Below are 17,131 nucleotides of genomic sequence, written 5' to 3' on the forward strand. Positions count from 1 at the left end.
CGGCGAAAGCGGCTCCGGCCGGGTGACGTTATTCCGTGAGGGACCGCCGCCGCCACGGTAGCAGATAGGGCGCGCGCCCATGGTGGCCGAAATGGGCCACCCGCGCCTCGTGCAGTTCGATCGCGCCCAGGGCGCCCAGCCGCACCAGCGCCACCGTCAGCGCCGCACCCGCGAAAGGGGCCACGCCATAGATCCAGAAACTGCGCCACTGGCCGGAGAACAGTGCTGGCCCCAGGCTGCGGGCCAGGTTGGTGCTGTCGCCCGACAGCCAGGCCTCGAACGGATTGAGCATGAAGAAGAGCGGGCCGGCCACCAGCGGCGTCACCCAGCGCAGGCCGGCGGTCCCGCCGGTGAACAGCAGGGTCCCGATCAGCAGCGCCGTGGTGCAGACCTCGCCCAGGAAGGGCCAGGAGAGCGGCACCGCCTCCGAAGGGATGGTGGCGGCGAAATGGGTGACCCGCGACCACGCCGCCCAGCGCGGCCAGAGCAGCCCCACCAGCGCGACCAGGCCGGTGCCCAGGACCGCGCCCGCCAGTTGTGCAGCCATGTAGCCCAGCATGTCCCGCCACGCCAGGCGTCCCATCAGGGTGAAGGCCAGCGTCACCGACGGGCTGACATGCCCGCCGCTGACCCGGCCGAAGGGCGAGAGGGCCGCGATGGTGCCGCCCATGCCGAAGAACAGCCCCTGCAACGCCACCTGCAAGGCGGGATGGGCCGCCAGCACCCGCCCCACCGGGCTGCCGGCCGCGCCGAGCAGGACGTTGGTGGCAACGCCGAAGACCATCAGCAGGACGGTCCCGGCGCACTCGCAGGCATACAGACGGGGATGGACCGGCCGGCCCGGATTCGGCGCCCCGGCCAACGGCCGGTCATGCGGATGGGGATAGCATGCCGGATCGGATGAAATAGGGGGAACGGAAGCGGATTCGGACACTGCTATCCCTGGTAGGATGCGATCTCGACCAGATTGCCGTCCGGGTCCTCGCAATAGACCGAGGTGACGGGGCCCAGCGCCCCCAGGCGGGCCACCGGCCCGTCGGTGACGCGGACGCCGCACCCTTCCAGATGCTCGACCACGTCGGCGCTGGAAACGGCGGTGATGAAGCAGAGATCGTTGGTACCGGGCAGCGCATCGGTGGCCGAGGCCCAGCCTTCCGCCCCCTGGGGGCGGAGATTGAGCTTCTGGCCGCCGAATTTCAGCGCCGTGCGGTTGTTGCGGCCATATTCCTCCCGCTCCATGCCCAGAACCCGCTGATACCAGGACGCCGAGACCTCCAGGTCACGGACGGTAATGACGACATGGTCCAGCCGATCGACGGTAAAGCGCATGGAACGGGGATCTCCTTGTAGACGGAAGGCGGGGCGGCGCCCCGACTCAGCCCGTCAGGCCTTCGTAGAAATCATTGCCCTTGTCGTCGATGACGATAAAGGCCGGGAAATTCTCGACCTCGATCTTCCAGACCGCTTCCATGCCCAGTTCCGGATATTCCAGAACCTCGACCTTGCGGATGCAGTCCTTGGCCAGCCGCGCCGCCGGGCCGCCGACCGAACCGAGATAGAAGCCGCCATATTTGTGGCACGCCTCGCGCACCGCCTTCGACCGGTTGCCCTTCGCCAGCATGACGAACGACCCGCCGGCAGCCTGGAGCATGTCGACATAACTGTCCATGCGTCCGGCGGTGGTGGGGCCGAACGAACCGGTCGGCAGCCCGTCCGGCGTCTTGGCCGGGCCGGCGTAATAGACCGGATGGTCCTTCAGATATTGCGGCAGGCCCTCGCCGCGCTCCAGCCGCTCGCGGAACTTGGCATGGGCGATGTCGCGCGCCACGACCACGGTGCCGGTCAGCGACAGGCGGGTTTTGACCGGGTACTGTGACAATTGCTTGCGGATTTCGGTCATCGGCTTGTTGAGGTCGATCTGCACCTCCTCGCCGCCCAGATGCTCGTCGGTCGTCTCGGGCAGGAAGCGCGCGGGATCGGTTTCGAGCTGTTCGAGGAAGAAGCCGTCGGCGGTCACGCGGGCCTTGATCTGCCGGTCGGCCGAGCAGGACACGCCGATGCCCACCGGCAGCGACGCGCCATGGCGCGGCAGGCGCACCACGCGCACGTCATGGCAGAAATACTTGCCGCCGAACTGCGCGCCGATGCCCAGGCCCTGGGTCAGCTTCAGGATCTCCTGCTCCATCTCCAGGTCGCGGAAGGCGTGGCCCTGCGGGCTGCCTTCGGTCGGCAGGCTGTCCAGCCACTTGGTCGAGGCCAGCTTGACCGTCTCCAGCGTCTGTTCGGCCGACATGCCGCCGATCACCACCGCCAGATGGTAGGGCGGGCAGGCCGAGGTGCCCAGCGTGCGCACCTTGACGTCCAGCCATTTCAGCAGGTTTTCCTTGGTGGACAGCAGGGCGCGGGTTTCCTGGAACAGGAAGGTCTTGTTGGCCGACCCGCCGCCCTTGGCGACGAACATCAGGTCCATCTGCTCGGCATGGTAGTCGCCCGGCGTGGCCGAGATATGGAACTGCACCGGCAGGTTGGTGCCGGTATTCACTTCCTCGAACATCGACAGCGGCGCCATCTGCGAATAGCGCAGGCTGGTGCGGGTGTAGGTGTCGTAGACGCCGCGCGAGAAGGCCTCTTCCTCGTTGCCGTCCACCCAGACGCGCTGGCCCTTCTTGCCGTAGATGATGGCGGTGCCGGTATCCTGGCACATCGGCAGCACGCCGCCGGCGGCGATGCAGGCATTCTTCAGCAGGTCCAGCGCCACGAAGCGGTCATTGTCCGACGCCTCCGGGTCCTTCAGGATCTTGGCAAGCTGGGCCAGATGGCCGGGGCGCAGCAGGTGGGCGATCTCGTGGAAGGCGCGGGCGGCGAGTTCGCTCAGGGCCTCAGGCTTGACGTGCAGCACGGTGCGGCCGTCGCAGACCGTGGTGTGGACCCCTTCGATCTCCAGCCGCCGATAGGGCGTGTCATCGTCATGGAGCGGAAAGAGCGGGCCGTAGACGAACGGCTTCAACGGTGGCTTGGGGGGGGTGGATGAGGCGTTCAATGGACTTTCTCCCTCTGTGTGCCTGTCTCCCCCGGATTGGTTCCGGGTGGTGGCGATGCACGGAGAGCCCGGCCGCATCCGGGCCCCCCGGATGGTGTACGGTTCAGCCCGGACCGGAACCCTTCTTGCGGAAGGCGGCCAGGCTGACCACTTGTGGCGAGGACGGCGCTTCCTCCGCGGGTTCCGCGGCGTCATCCGCCGGGGCCGCCAGCTCGGCGGCGGCGGGCGCCTCGTCTTCCTCGACCGCCGGCTCGGGCGGGGTGAAGCGCAGCGCGAGCCGGACATGGGGATCGGCGAAGGCGGTCACGGCGTCGACGGGAATGACGAGGATCGACCCCACGCCGCCGAAGGACAGGCCGACCGAGATGGTCTGCGCGTCCTCATCCACCTTCAGGTCCCAGAACTGATGTTGCAGCACGATGGTGATCTCGTGCGGATACTGGGCGCGCAGCCGGCTGGGCAGGACCACGCCCGGCCAGTCGGTGCGGTAGGTGATGTAGAAATGATGCCCGTCGGGCAGCCCCTCGCGCCCCACATGTTCCAGCGCGCGCAGCATCACCCCGCGATACGCGTCCTCGATCCAGGAATCATAGGGCAGGAGGCTTTCGGGAATCGTGGGGTCGAAACCGTTTTCCTCGTCGCGATCGTCGGACATGCGGGATACTCCGTACCGTCCGGCCGCCCCATCGGGAGTCGGCCGGGCCATGATGGCCGTGTGGGTCGCGCCACGCCCTGCCACAGCCTTCAGCCATGCGTCAAACCGCGTGAGGGCACAAGGGCTGCCTCGGCAGGTCAGACATCACAACCGCAGGAATGAATAATGGCATGATTTGGCGGCGAAGTGGGAGGGCTTCTGTTGCCCGGTGCCCTCCCGAACCGCGCTTGTCACTTATGCAGCGACAGCGAGCACCTCAGAGTTATCGTTGGCACTTGTAAGTTAGCCCGATGACGGCGGTACAATGCCGGGCAAAAGGCAGGTCTTTACCATGCGTGTCGAGCCTGTTTCGTCCCCATGCTCCCCTGCCCCGAAGGGTCATGGCGGGGAGAGTTCTGGTGGAGACGCCGGGTACTGCCCCCGGGTCCACTACACTTATTCCACGTGCCGTTTATCGCCATAGCCAAGGAGCAAGCCCCTCCGGCGCTCTGATATATAAGGATGCCGCATCATGGGCGCAAGCCGTGTCCGCAGCCGGTGATTCGTGGTATGCGGCCCCTTGGACTCAGCGGCAGGGACGGAGCGCGGCAATGTTTTCAACGGACCAGAAATCGGAAATCGACGCGGCCCGCGCCGACTGGGCCCAGACACGCCGCACGGTCGTCCCCGCCATCGAAGAGGCGCTGTACGAGCCCCAGCCCGTGCTGGGCACCGGATTCGTCCGGCTGGTCGATTATATGGGCGGCGACCAAGCCATCGTGCAGGGTGCGCGCGTCTCCTACGGGCGGGGCACGCGCAGCACCTCGGACGACCGGGGGCTGATCCGCTACCTGATGCGCCACCGGCACACCAGCCCGTTCGAACTGGCGGTGGCCAAGTTCCACGTCCGTGCCCCGATCTTCGTCACCCGCCAGTGGTTCCGCCACCGCACGGCCAGCATCAACGAATATTCGGCCCGCTATTCGGTGCTGGAGAAGGAATTCTATTTCCCCCGGCCCGAGGACATCGCCCACCAGTCGGCCAGCAACAAGCAGGGGCGCGGCGACAGCCTGCCCCCCGATGCCGCCCAGCATGTGCTGGACCTGCTGCGCGAGGACGCCACCCGCTGCTACGACCATTACCTGGAAATGCTGAACCAGGACGAGGAAGGGAAAATCGTCGATCCCACCCGCCCGGTGGTGGCGCGCGAGCTGGCGCGCATGACGCTGCCGGTCAATGTGATGACGCAGTTCTACTGGCAGCTCAATTTGTGGAACCTGCTGCATTTCCTGCGGCTGCGGGCCGATGCCCACGCGCAGTACGAAATCCGCGCCTATGCCGACACGATCCTGAACCTGGTGGAACGCTGGGTGCCGCTGACCTACGAGGCCTTCCGCGACTACATGCAGGAAGCCGCCCTGCTCTCCGGCCCCGCGCTGCGGGCCCTGCGCGACGTGCTGGCCGGGCGGGAGGTCGATCTGCAGGCCTCCGGCCTGTCGAAGCGCGAGGTCACGGACCTGATCGGCCTGCTGCCCGAGATCGCCCCCCGTCTGGGGCGGTAAAAGGCTGCCGTCAGACCGGTAACAGGTTCGACGGCCCCTCTTCCAGCACCCGCACGTCATCGCCCATCGCGACCCGGCCCGGCCGCACCACCACCGCGTTCTGGCCGAACATGACCCCGCCCCGGGCGCGCCGGGTGCGGGCCAGCGTCGCCAGCGGCTCGCGCGGGTCGGGACTCTCCGCCGTCCGCTGGTCGATGGTCGTTATCACGCAGCGTGAGCAGGGCTTGACGACCCGCAGCAGCGCCTCGCCCACCGCCAGCAGGCGCCAGCCATCCTCGGCCCAGGGTGCCGCCCCTTCCAGCACCAGGTTGGGCCGGAAACGGTCCATCGGCACGGGAGACGGCAGGTCGCGGTTCAGGGCGTCCAGCGACGCCCTGCTGGCCAGCAGCACGGCAAACCCGTCGGCGAACCCCACGGTGGCGCCGGGCGGCGCGAAGGCCGGATCGGCCGGTCGCGCCCCCGTATCGTGCAGGTAGACCAGCCGGCAGGGGCGGCCCAGCGCGGCACCGAGCCAGGCGGCCGCCGCATCGCCCGCATCGACGGCCGGCACGCTGTCCTTCCACACCCGTACGATCCGCCGCGTGCCGTCGACGGGCGGACGTGCGACCGCATGCGCGCCGTGGCCTTCCATCGCCAGCACCAGCCCATCGGTGCCGCGCGCCACCGTCACCAGCGCCATCCGCGCCAGCTGGCGCTGGGTCAGGAAACCGCCATCCGGGTCGGTGACCATCCAGCGCCGGTCATCCTCCAGCCCGCATGGCCCCAGCCGGCCGGCCGATACCGCGATCCCGCCCAGCGACTTGACGGGATGGACATGCAGCGCCACGACCCGCGCCACGCACGCCCCGGCCGCCTGGTCCGTCATATCCTGCATCATTCTTCTCCCTGGCTTCGCGACAGGATGCTGCCGCAGGCGGCCACCGGTCAATCACGGGAACGTGAACGACTCTGCCCGGCGGCGTCCCGCGCCCCTGGTTGCGGGTGCCGGCCGCATCGGCCCCGCCGGGCTGTTCCGCGCGATGACGAACCGGACCGTTCCGGTGGAGAAACAGGCCTGGCACGGCGCAGGTGGCCTGAAAACCCCTGCCGCCCCCGCGCTCGCTCCCCAGGCGCATGACCGATCGGTCAACGGCGACGATTGCACACGCCGCGTCCCATGCTAGAGAGAGGTTTCGCGGACACGCGTCGACGCCCGCGACATCCATTGGCTTCCCCGCGCGTTAGTGGCGCTCGGGAACGGCAGACCAGGGAAACGGGAACGAGCATGCGTGCAGTGACAGGATCGAACTTACAGCCATCCCGGTCATGTACCCCCGCCCGCCGCCCGCGCCGGATCACCCGCCTCATCGCCGGACTGGGGCTGGCCGCGCTGGCCGGCTGCGCGGCCCCGCCGCCCAAGGACCCGGAGGCACTGGCCGAATATCGCGAGGCCAACGATCCGTACGAGTCCCTCAACCGCAAGATGTACGACGTCAGCATGACGCTGGACAAATATTCCATGCGTCCGGTGGCCAAGGCCTATGTCTGGGCGGTGCCCTATCGCGTGCGGCAGTCGCTGGGCAACATGGTCCAGACGATGAACGAGCCGGTGGTGTTCTTCAACGACGTCGGCGCCGGCAAGCCCCGCCGGGCGGGCGATGCCTTCGTGCGCTGGTGCATCAACATGGTAGCCGGTGTCGGCGGGCTGATCGATGTCGCGAAATATGCGGGCTATCCGCACCACGACAATGATGCGGGCCTGACGCTGGCGACATGGAGCGTGCCGTCCGGCCCTTACCTGTTCCTGCCCATGATGGGGCCCTCATCGTTCCGCGACGGGGCCGGCTACGGCATCGATGTCGGCCTGTCGCCCTGGAACTATGTCCCGCGCGGCTATGGCCTGCTGACTTTCAACTGGGCCTATAACATCATGGGCACGATCAACGGACGGGCCGACCATCTGGACGCGCTGGACCAGTTGCAGAAGGACGCGCTGGACCCCTACGCGACCATCCGCAGCGCCTACCAGCAGCAGCGCAAAGCCCAGGCTGAAGCCATCCGCAACGACCATCGCGCCACCGTACCCGACTGGTACAATTGAACAGGGACACAGAGATGAAGACAGCCCTCTCCCGTCGTCATGCGCTGGGTCTTGTTGCCGCGGTCGCCACCCTACGGGTTGCGGCACCAGCCCGCGCCGCTTCTGCCGTGGATGCCCGCGCATTCGTCAACAGCTTCGGCCAGCAGTTGATCGCGATCGTCAATTCCGACCATTCACTGGCCGACAAGAAGGTCGCAATCCTGCCGCTGCTGCAGGCGCATGTCGACATGGACGCCATGGGCCGCTACTGCCTGGGCCGCTACTGGCGGGTCGCCACGCCGGAGCAGCAGACGCGCTTCCTGGCGCTGTTCCACCAGATCCTGGTCAATTCCATCACCGACAAGATCGGCGATTATCGGGGCGTGACCTTCATGATCGGCAATGTCGCCTCCTCCGGTCCCGACCAGGCGGTGGATACGGTGATCAGCCGCCCCGAACAGCCGGCCTTCAACGCGCAATGGATCGTCAGCTTCAGCAGCGGCAAGCCCATGGTGGTGGACGTGATGGCCGAAGGCCCCAGCCTGCGCCTGACCACGCGGCAGGATTATGCGTCCTTTCTCGGCCGGCATAATGGCAGCATCGACGCCCTGCTGCATGCGCTGGACCATCAGGTACAGGCGCACGCCGCCCCCTAGAGGCGGTTGTAAATGCGCGCTGGTGGCGATCCGGCGCGCGTTTCCTGCGCTTCGGTGCTCTCGGCCATCAAGGCCGCTCCGCTCCGATGCTCGGAAACACACGCCGGGCGCGGCCCTGCGGGCCGCTCTCGCTCACCAGCCCACATTTCCAATCCGCCTCTCTCACGCTGATTGGAATGCGCTTCGTCCCCACTATTCCGGCAGCCTGACCGGGCGGCGCGGCGGCAGGGGGGGCAGCGGCTCGGGCGCGACGTCGCGGATGCTTTCATAGACCAGCATCTGGTGGCCATCGCGTTCGAAACTGTCGCACTGGGTCATGCCGATCCCGCCCAGGATGGTGCGCGAGGCGATGTTGGTGTCGCGCGTCACCGCCATCACGCGGCGAATCCCTGCATCATGGGCGAAGCTCAGCGCCGCCGAGGCGGCCTCGCGCGCCAGGCCGCGCCCGGCGGCCCACGGCCAGAGCGCAAAGCGCAGGCCGAGCCCGCGCCCGTCCGGGCGTTCGTGCAGGCCGGTCATGCCGATAAAGCGGCCATCCTCGCGAATGATGAAGATTCCGACCCCGCGCCGTGCCCAGCAGGCCATGTCGTCGGCCATGTCGGCCTCGGCCTGCTGGCGGCTGCGCACGCCGCCCAGCATCATGCCGAACGCCCCGGCATCGGCCTTCAGCCGGGCCATGTCGTCCATGTCCCGCCACGAGACCGGTTCCAGCACCAGGCGCGGCGTGCGGATCGACCCGCCCGTGATCCGGGGATAGGTCGCCCATTCGGTGCGGTCGGCGGGCTGCCCCCACGGGCCACGGCGCAAATGCCGCGCCCCGGCGGGGTCTGGCCCGTCAGCTCCGCGCGGCGGACGCGTCACGGGGGCCCGGCAGGACGGTCGGGACGTGCATGGCCGCCCCGGCGGTTCAGCGTGCCAGGGGGCGGTACTTGATCCGTCCCGGCTCGGTCGCATCCGGACCGAGTCGGCGTCGCTTGTCCTCTTCATAAGCCTGGAAATTGCCCTCGAACCATTCGACGTGGCTGTCGCCCTCGAAGGCCAGGATATGCGTCGCCAGCCGGTCCAGGAACCAGCGATCATGGCTGATGATCACGGCGCAGCCGGCGAATTCGGCCAGCGCGTCTTCCAGCGCGCGCAGCGTATCGACGTCCAGGTCGTTGGTCGGTTCGTCGAGCAGGATGACATTGCTTTCCTGCCGCAGCATCTTGGCCAGATGCACGCGGTTGCGCTCGCCGCCCGAGAGGATGCCGACCTTCTTCTGCTGGTCCGCACCCTTGAAGTTGAAGGCGCCGACATAGGCGCGCGACGGCACGGCCCGCTTGCCCAGATAGATGACGTCGGTGCCGCCGGAGATTTCCTCCCACACACTCTTATTGTCATCCAGGCTGTCGCGCGACTGGTCGACATAGCCCAGCTTGACTGTGTCGCCGACCTTCAGCGTGCCGGAATCCGGCTGTTCCTGGCCCACGATCATGCGGAACAGAGTCGATTTGCCGGCGCCGTTCGGCCCGATGACGCCCACGATGCCGCCCGGCGGCAGCTTGAAGCTGAGATCGTCGATCAGCAGCCGGTTGCCGAACGCCTTGCGCAGATCCTCGGCCTCGATCACCGTGCCGCCCAGGCGGGGGCCGGGCGGAATGACGATATCGGCGGTGCCGCCCGCACGCTCGGCGTTCTGGGCCAGCATTTCCTCATAGCGGGCGATACGCGACTTGCTCTTGGCCTGACGCGCCTTGGGGCTGGAGCCGATCCATTCCTGCTCGGCGGCCAGGGCGCGCTGGCGGGCGCTCTCTTCCTTTTCCTCCTGGGCCAGGCGCTTGCGCTTCTGTTCCAGCCACGAGGAGTAATTGCCCTGGAACGGATAGCCGCGGCCACGCTCCAGTTCCAGAATCCAGTTGGTGACGTTGTCCAGGAAGTAGCGGTCATGGGTGATGATCATGACCGTGCCTTCATAGTCGCGCAGGGTCCGCTCCAGCCAGGCCACGCTCTCGGCGTCCAGATGGTTGGTCGGTTCGTCCAGCAGCAGCAGGTCCGGCTTTTCCAGCAGCAGGCGGCACAGGGCCACGCGGCGGCGCTCACCGCCCGACAGCTTGCTGACCGGGCTTTCGGCCGGCGGGCAACGCAGGGCGTCGAGTGCGATGTCGATCTTGCGGTCCAGTTCCCAGCCGTCGCCGGCGTCGATCTTTTCCTGCAATTCGGCCTGCTCGGCCAGCAGCGCCGTCATCTCGTCGTCCGACATCGGCTCGGCGAACTGCATCGAGATCTCGTTGAAGCGGTCGACCGCCACCTTCAGGTCGCCGAAACCCAGCGCCACGTTCTCGCCGACGGTCAGGGACTCGTCCAGCTTGGGCTCCTGCTCCAGATAGCCGATCCGGGTGCCTTCGGCGGCCCAGGCCTCGCCGCCATATTCCTTCTCGATCCCGGCCATGATCTTCAGCAGGGTCGATTTACCGGCGCCGTTCACGCCCAGCACGCCGATCTTCACCCCGGGCAGGAAGGACAGGGTGATGCCCTTGAAGACCTCGCGCCCACCCGGATACGCCTTGGTCAGGTCCTTCATCACATAGACATATTGCGTGGCGGCCATGACGAAGGCTCCCGATGATCCAGAGTAAAAAGAAAGCGAACGGCCGGCGTTCCCCGGTGGGACGCGCGACGCGGGCTGCGGCCTGCGCCCGGCAGGACTTGAACCCGCAACCAAGCCGTTATGAGCGGCCCGCTCTAACCAATTGAGCTACGGGCGCGCAGGCCGGTCCTCACTTCGCGCATGTGCGGGCTTTTGGCAAGATGCACATTGGCCCGTACCGGCGATTCCCGCCATCGAAACGACGCTTGGCAACGGCCGGCGGCGTCGATAGGTTCGGCGCCATTCTGTTCCTGTTTCCAAGAGTATGGAGCGCCGCCATGGATGTGTCGAAAATCTCGCCCGGCAAAGACGTGCCGTTCGATATCAACGTCGTCATCGAGATCCCGCAGGGATCGTCGGTGAAATATGAAATCGACAAGGACAGCGGTGCCGTCGTCGTCGACCGCATCCTGTTCACGCCCATGGCCTATCCGGCCGCCTACGGCTTCATTCCCGGCACGCTGGCCGACGATGGCGACCCGGCCGATGCGCTGGTGCTGATCCCGGCCCCCGTCGTGCCCGGCGCCGTGATCCGCGCGCGCCCGATCGGCATGCTGCGCATGGAAGACGAAAGCGGCCAGGACGAGAAGATCATCTGCGTGCCGCACGACAAGGTGCATCCGCACTATTCCAAGGTCGAGAAGCTGGAAGACCTGCCCGAGATCACCCTGCAGGCGATCGAGCATTTCTTCACCCGCTACAAGGACCTGGAGAAGGGCAAGTGGGTGAAGGTGACCGGCTGGGCCGGCCGCGAGGAAGCGGGCGAGATCATCAAGGCGTCACTGGCCGCCGCCCAGAAAGCCTGAGAGGCCGTTTGCAAAGTCACCCTGCCGGCGATCCGACGCGCATTTTCTGCGCTTCGGTGCTCACGGCCATCAAGGCCGCTCCGCTCCGATGCTCAAAAATGCACGCCGGGCGTGCCGCTACGCGGCACTCTCGCTCGGCAGGCCGACTTTTCAAACAACCTCTCTAAGTCCTCTTTCCCCTCTTGCCGCGCCTGGGGGGGCAGGAAAGATTTTCAGGCGCCTTGGCCCGCCACCCGGTCAATCAGGTCCCGGTAGCGCGCCATATACGCCCCCATGTCCAGCGTGCGTTCGGCCTGCCGACGCGCGGCCCGGCGCAACCGGGCGGACAGGCGGGCATCTTCCAGCACCTCCAGGACGCCTTGGGCGATGCCATCGGGGTCCAGGAACGGTACCAGCCGGCCGGTGCGTCCATCGGCCAGGAATTCGCGCACCGGCATGGTGTCGCTGCCCACGATGGCACAGCCCATCGCCATCGCCTCGCGCAATGACCAGGACGCCACGAACGGGTAGGTTAGGTAGACATGCGCGTCGGACCGGCGCAGCAGCGCGCGGAATGTCTCGTAATCGACCCTTCCCGCGAAATGGACCCGGTCCGGATCGATCCGCCCCGCCAGTTCCGCCATCATCCGCGCCCGCCACGCGCCATGCGGCTGCTTGGCGCCGTAGCTGACGCCATCGCCGCCCACCAGCACCACCCGCACATCCGGCCGCGCCGCCAGAATGCGCGGCAGCGCGCGCATGAAGACATGAAAGCCGCGATAGGGCTCCAGGTCCCGCGCCACATAGGTCACCAGCCGATCATGCGGCGCGATGACCGTGCCGGCGACATGCAGGGGCCGTTGAAAGGCCGAGGGGTCGGGGGAGCAGGCGTCCAGGTCCACCCCTTCGGGCAGCAGGGCGATCCGCTCCCGCGCCCAGTCGGGATAGGTCATCCACTGGAAGCGGGTGGGGGTATGGCCATGCCCACCCAGCGCCAGCGCCTGGAGATTGACCGCATTCTTGGCGCGGATGGTCGGCCGGATGCTCTCGGGCGAGGGGAATTCCGGGTCGAACCCCACATCCAGCGCGTCGGCATGGTAGAAGAATTCGAAATAGCCCAGCAGCGGTACGCCGGGAAACACATCGCCCAGGTTCAGCAATTCGCCCCAGCCGTGATGGCCGATCACGATATCCGGGCGATAGCCCAGCTCGCGCAGGCTGAGTGCCGCGCGCGCCACGCATTCGGCCCGCAGCAGCGCGAGGTCGAATTCCCGCGCCCCCGGATGCACGCCGTCCAGCCCGCCGCGCGGCAGGCGATAGGCCACGCGGCGCACTCCGGGGACCTGATTGTCGTTCGGCTCGCTGATGAAGACGATCTCGTTCCCGGGGTCCTGGCCCAGATGCCGCAGCAGATGCAGGAACTGGCCGGGAAAATTCTGGTGAACGAACAGATATCTCAAGACATCATCCCGGCAGCCGATTGGGACGGAAACGTGACGGGCGCACGCCGGCCGCCGGTCACGGCTCCTGTCGGGGCCGACGGCGCGACGCCATCTGCCGGCGCGCCTTCAGCAGGCCCACGCGCGACCCCTGCGCCTTGCGCCCCCGGCCCGGCCGGAGGGCATCGATGGACACAATGTCTTCGGCCGGTTCGGCACCCTTGCTCCGGCGCTTCCCCGCGATTTTGGCTGGAGCGTCCTTGACCGGATCGGCGATTCCGGCCCGACGTTTCCGGACCGTCCCGGCGGGCGCCTCCGCCACCGGCGGGGGAGCCGTCACGGGTTTGGGGCGGCGGCGGGTGTTTTTCTCCGCCGCCATGGTGCTGGCCAGCAGCGCCTTTTCCCCCTCGTCGGGCACCTCCGATTCCGCCACCGGCACGATCTCGATGCGGAAAGCCTCCAGCGGCGCCGCGCTTTCGGCCTCCGCCACCCCGCCATCCGTCACCGGTCCCACCCGGCTGCCATCGGTAAAGCTGGCCCAGACGCGGCACTGATACCGGCCGGCGGCCTGCGGCTTGAGCCGGACGCGCAGGCCCAGGATCGGCAGCGCCATGCCGCGACTGCCGCAGAACTGCCCCCCCGAGGCCCAGGGCGACAGCCAGCCGCGCCCCAGCACCGCCTGATATTCGATCTCCTCGGCCGTGATCAGCCGGGCGGGCGCGATGGCGAAGCCCTCGATCCAGTTCCGGCTGCCGGGCGTGCCCATCCAGTCGGCCATCGCGGTCGCCACATCGCCGCGACGCTGGATATGGGCCGTCAACTCGCCGGTGGTGGGTTGCCCGGCCGGGCGATCCCCTGTCGGCCGTTCCGCGGATGTGGGCGGTAGCGGAAAGGGCGGCGCGGCACCGAGGGCCGGCCGGGGCGAGGCCATGGCGGGCGCCGGGCCAGCGGCCGGCGCATCGGCCAGACGCACCACCTGAAGGCGCGGCGTCTCGGCCATCTGGGCCGGGTCCTGGTAGATGGTGATCAGGATCTGCCCGGCCGCCCCCGGCACACGGACCAGTGCGGCGTTGCGTGCCGCCCCCAGCCAGCCATCTTCATCGAAGGTCGCGATCCCGACCCCGACGCCGCCCGGCCCCGGAGCGCGCGAGATGCGCACGCCCGGCAGGTCCTCGCCCGCCCCGCCAGCCGGCATCTCGCCCCCGGCGGCATGGAAGATGCAGTATAGCCCCGGTTCAAGCGTCATCAGGCGGCCGGAGACCTTCAGGTCCATGAGCCGGCCCGGATTGTCGGTCGTCATGCTGTCCGGCATCAGCGGGCTTTCCGTCGAGGGGTGGGGGAACAAGAGGCAGTGTCCTGCACCGGCAGGTAGTCGACTGGATGCAAGGTCGGGATCTCCCTTTTCTCCCGGCGACACGTGCTGGCCGCCCCGATCTGCCCATAAGACAGCAAAAACGTATTCAATTCGTGAATCGGCAGGCCGGGCGGCAGCACGGCCCCGCGACCGGTCCGGCGCACGCGCTCCGCCATCGCGCCCAGATCGAACACCACCGCGTCCAGCCCCGCCTGCCACGCCAGCCCCAGGGCGAAACACCAGGTCTCGGGCCAGATCGAGGGCAGGAAGGCCAGATCCGCCCTTTGCGCCGCCAGCAGCGCGGCGCCGTCGCCTTCCGCGTACGGGCCGGTGACGAACACCCGGCCGGTGGCCATCAGCGCGTCATCGTCCGGCGTATGCCCCACCACGATGAATTCCAGATCCAGCCCCCGGGCGGCGGCATCCTGCGCCGCTTCCAGCAGCACGCGGTACCCTTTCTCGACCCCGATCGCGCCGGGCACCGCCACCCGTATCCGCGCCGCCGAACCACGGGCCGCGACCGCTGGCGGCGCAGCCGCCGCATCGTCCGCCAGCGCGGCCACGCCGACCGCAAGGCCGGGAAAGGCCCGTTCCATGCGGCGGGCGGTATCGGCGGAGGGGGCCATCACCGCCCCCGCTCCGCGCAGCACGGCATTGGACCGCGCACGATAGGCCGACAGGCGCCCGAGCACCGGGCCGGCGCCCTTCAGCAGGCTGTCGCCCGCATGCAGACAGGCGGCGCATCCCGCCGGCCCGGGCTCGCCGCAATACTGGCCGGACGGGTCCACCAGTGCGACGCGGGGGCAGAACCAGACATAATCATGGACATGCACGCTGTACGGCACACCCAGCCCGGCAGCCAGCGTCGGCGCGTCGATCCCGAGCCCCAGCCCGTGATGCCATTCCAGCCTGTCCACCCCCGACGTCCTCAACACCGCCAGCAGCAGATCCAGATCTGCCGGCAGGTGGAAGCGCGGGCTGGCGGACCAGTCGCCCCCCGCCGCGTCTTCCAGCCGGCAGCCATCGGGCGCGGGGCGCAGCACCACCGGCCGCACGCCCCGCGCGCGCCACATCCGGGCCCGGTCCCGCACCACCCGTTCCACCCCGCCGCCCTGATCATGCGTGACCAGAAGCACCGCATGGCGCCAACCGGCCCCGCCCCGCCGCCAGCACACCAGATCCAGCCGCCTGCGGGCATCGAACAGCGGATCGACGACGGCATGGGCCGCCACCAGCGCACCGTAATCGGGATGCAGCCGGTCCATGATCGCCAGATTGCGCCGCAGCAGCGCCGGGCGGGCGGCGCCGAAGGAGGCGGCACCCGCATGGCCGACAAACGCGCCGGGTGCGGCGACATGCCGCCAGCCCACCATGGCAGCGCGTCGGCAGAATTCATTCTCCTCGCCATAGCCCTGGGCGAAGAGGTCGGCGCGGAACGGGCCGGTGGCGGCCAGGCAGTCGTGCCGGATGAACAGGCAGAATCCATGCCCGGTCGGGACATCGACCGCCTGCCCGCGATTGGCCGCCCGCGCCGCCGCCATCAGATGCTGCACCGTCGCCAGATCGGGCATCGGCGCGGGCGCGTCGCCCGGCAGCGCATCCGGGCCGGGCCAGGAGAAGAGGCTGGCCCGGTTGGACAGCGGCGTGACGGTGCCGATATCGGGCGCGCCATAGGCGATGTCGGCCAGTTCCTCCAGCCATCCGCCGGCCACCAGCGTATCGCTGTTCAGCAGCACCACATCGTGCTCCGCCACCGCGCGCATGCCGTCATTGGCCGATTGCGGAAAGCCCAGACGGCGTGTGTGACGGATCAGGCGAATGGCCCCCTCCCGCGCCCGCCGGTCCAGTTCGGCGGCCAGGACCGGGTCCGGCGTCGCGTCATCGACCACGATCACCGCCACCGCGTCCCCCACGCTGGCCCGCACCGAATCCAGGCACGCCAAGGTGGCCGCGCCATCGCCATGCACCGGGATGACGATGGCCGGCCCGGCCCGGCGCGGCGGTTCCAGCGGGGGCGGGCCGGCGGATTGTGCCTCGTCGGAGGACATGACCGGGCGCACCGTCAGCGGGCTGCCCGTCAGGTCGCTGCCATCCGGCCCCAGCACATGCAGCGGGCCGGGCGGCAGGTCGGCCGTCGCCAGGGCAAAGCGGCGGGGCCGGGCCAGCGGGAGCGTGCTCTCCGCCCCCGGCGCAGGATCGGCGACGAGGACGCGCCGGATCATGCGTCCCCGCGCGTCGCGGATGTGCAGCACAGGCGCCTGATCCGGGTCCGACGGATGCCAGGCCCAGCCCGACAGCCCGTCGGGTCCGGCCTCGACCAGCCCGTCGATCCGTTGCAGGGCCGCCGGGTCCAGCGGGCTGCCCAGCAGATTCGCGCCGCCGGCCAGGACCTCCACCCGCCGCGCGCGGCGCCACCGGGCGGGCAGTACGGTCCCATCCTCCGCACCGGGAACGGGCCGGCCGTCGATCAGGACCGTCACCGCCGGCGCCCCTGCCCCCAGGCACAGCCGCCCGGACACGGACAGGCCGCACCAGCCCGGCCGGCCGGCCCGCGCCGCCAGCCGCGCGAGCAGGGGCTGCATGTCGTCGGGCGGCGCATGATGGGACAAGGCATGCTGCGCAGCGGCGATGGCGGCGGTCTCCTCTCCCGCCATCAGCAGGGCGGCCGCCAGGGCCACCCAGCCCTCGCGGAAATCGAAACGCCCGGTCAGGGTACGCAGTAATTGCGCGGCGCCCGCGCCATCGCCGCCGCGCAGCCGCGCCATCGCCAGCGGAAAGGCGACCACGACACTGTCCGGTGCCAGACGATGGGCGCGTTCGTACCAGGCCCAGGCGCTGCCATGGTCGGCGGCGTCCTCGCTCTCCCGCGCGCGGCGAAAGGCCGACTGGGCCTGGGCGTCGGCCCAGACCTGCCAAGCCGCGCGGTCCTGCGGCGTGACCCGGCCGCGTGCGGGCTGCACCCTGTGCCCTGCCACC

The 17,131-nt window shown here is 68.9% G+C and carries 14 protein-coding genes, 1 tRNA gene and 1 other RNA gene; 4 read left to right on the forward strand and 12 right to left on the reverse strand.

Features of this window, described 5'->3' with window-relative positions:
* Positions 1–28: 28 nt before the first annotated feature.
* The 5 genes from HLH35_RS02505 to ssrA all read right to left on the reverse strand — a co-directional run bounded on the left by HLH35_RS02505 (position 29) and on the right by ssrA (position 4,220).
* Positions 29–934 carry an MIP/aquaporin family protein gene (locus tag HLH35_RS02505; RefSeq protein ID WP_338029272.1) on the reverse strand — a complete coding sequence of 302 codons (906 nt, stop codon included), beginning with the start codon at positions 932–934 and terminating at the stop codon, positions 29–31.
* Between the two features lie 2 nt (positions 935–936).
* The gene (locus tag HLH35_RS02510; protein ID WP_182964853.1) at positions 937–1,329 is read right to left on the reverse strand and encodes a VOC family protein; all 393 of its coding nucleotides are present in this window, start codon (positions 1,327–1,329) and stop codon (positions 937–939) included.
* A 46-nt stretch (positions 1,330–1,375) separates the two neighbouring features.
* Positions 1,376–3,040, reverse strand: coding sequence for a fumarate hydratase (locus HLH35_RS02515; protein ID WP_246384794.1), 1,665 nt, complete (start codon positions 3,038–3,040; stop codon positions 1,376–1,378).
* A gap of 103 nt (positions 3,041–3,143) precedes the next feature.
* Positions 3,144–3,695 (reverse strand): SspB family protein, encoded by a 552-nt coding sequence (locus HLH35_RS02520; protein ID WP_182977651.1) that lies wholly within the window; start codon positions 3,693–3,695, stop codon positions 3,144–3,146.
* A 185-nt stretch (positions 3,696–3,880) separates the two neighbouring features.
* Positions 3,881–4,220: a transfer-messenger RNA gene (gene ssrA / locus HLH35_RS02525) on the reverse strand.
* 65 nt (positions 4,221–4,285) lie between these two features.
* Here ssrA and thyX point away from each other — a divergent pair.
* On the forward strand, positions 4,286–5,236 hold the full coding sequence (gene thyX, locus HLH35_RS02530; protein ID WP_182977652.1) for an FAD-dependent thymidylate synthase: 951 nt from the start codon (positions 4,286–4,288) through the stop codon (positions 5,234–5,236).
* A 10-nt stretch (positions 5,237–5,246) separates the two neighbouring features.
* Here the strand turns inward: thyX and HLH35_RS02535 are convergent, their stop codons facing one another.
* Entirely contained in the window at positions 5,247–6,113 is an 867-nt protein-coding gene (locus tag HLH35_RS02535) for an MOSC domain-containing protein (RefSeq protein ID WP_246384795.1), read from the reverse strand.
* A gap of 387 nt (positions 6,114–6,500) precedes the next feature.
* On the opposite strand from HLH35_RS02535, the gene HLH35_RS02540 reads away from it, so the two are divergent.
* A complete protein-coding gene (locus tag HLH35_RS02540; protein ID WP_182977653.1) occupies positions 6,501–7,316 on the forward strand; it encodes an MlaA family lipoprotein in 816 nt (271 codons plus the stop codon).
* Between the two features lie 14 nt (positions 7,317–7,330).
* On the forward strand, positions 7,331–7,951 hold the full coding sequence (locus HLH35_RS02545; protein WP_182977654.1) for an MlaC/ttg2D family ABC transporter substrate-binding protein: 621 nt from the start codon (positions 7,331–7,333) through the stop codon (positions 7,949–7,951).
* Between the two features lie 192 nt (positions 7,952–8,143).
* Here HLH35_RS02545 and HLH35_RS02550 read toward each other — a convergent pair whose 3' ends face one another.
* The 3 genes from HLH35_RS02550 to HLH35_RS02560 form a co-directional block, all read right to left on the reverse strand.
* Entirely contained in the window at positions 8,144–8,698 is a 555-nt protein-coding gene (locus HLH35_RS02550; protein ID WP_182977938.1) for a GNAT family N-acetyltransferase, read from the reverse strand.
* Between the two features lie 160 nt (positions 8,699–8,858).
* A complete protein-coding gene (gene ettA / locus HLH35_RS02555; RefSeq protein WP_182977655.1) occupies positions 8,859–10,538 on the reverse strand; it encodes an energy-dependent translational throttle protein EttA in 1,680 nt (559 codons plus the stop codon).
* 83 nt (positions 10,539–10,621) lie between these two features.
* Positions 10,622–10,695 (reverse strand) — tRNA-Ile (locus HLH35_RS02560).
* Positions 10,696–10,855: 160 nt separating this feature from the next.
* Between HLH35_RS02560 and ppa the strand changes: the two genes are divergently transcribed.
* Positions 10,856–11,383 (forward strand): inorganic diphosphatase, encoded by a 528-nt coding sequence (gene ppa, locus HLH35_RS02565; protein ID WP_182977656.1) that lies wholly within the window; start codon positions 10,856–10,858, stop codon positions 11,381–11,383.
* 212 nt (positions 11,384–11,595) lie between these two features.
* On the opposite strand, the gene HLH35_RS02570 is transcribed toward ppa, so the two are convergent.
* Genes HLH35_RS02570 through HLH35_RS02580 form a run of 3 tightly spaced genes read right to left on the reverse strand, consistent with a single transcriptional unit; the run spans position 11,596 to position 17,130 of the window.
* A complete protein-coding gene (locus tag HLH35_RS02570) occupies positions 11,596–12,822 on the reverse strand; it encodes a glycosyltransferase family 4 protein (protein ID WP_182977657.1) in 1,227 nt (408 codons plus the stop codon).
* A 58-nt stretch (positions 12,823–12,880) separates the two neighbouring features.
* Positions 12,881–14,113, reverse strand: coding sequence for a hypothetical protein (locus HLH35_RS02575; RefSeq protein ID WP_182977658.1), 1,233 nt, complete (start codon positions 14,111–14,113; stop codon positions 12,881–12,883).
* On the reverse strand, positions 14,113–17,130 hold the full coding sequence (locus HLH35_RS02580; RefSeq protein ID WP_338029273.1) for a glycosyltransferase: 3,018 nt from the start codon (positions 17,128–17,130) through the stop codon (positions 14,113–14,115). Before HLH35_RS02580 ends, HLH35_RS02575 begins: the two co-directional genes overlap by 1 nt.
* Position 17,131 lies beyond the last annotated feature (1 nt).

This window comes from Gluconacetobacter asukensis (assembly GCF_014174375.1).
In the GTDB taxonomy this organism is placed as follows: domain Bacteria; phylum Pseudomonadota; class Alphaproteobacteria; order Acetobacterales; family Acetobacteraceae; genus Gluconacetobacter; species Gluconacetobacter asukensis.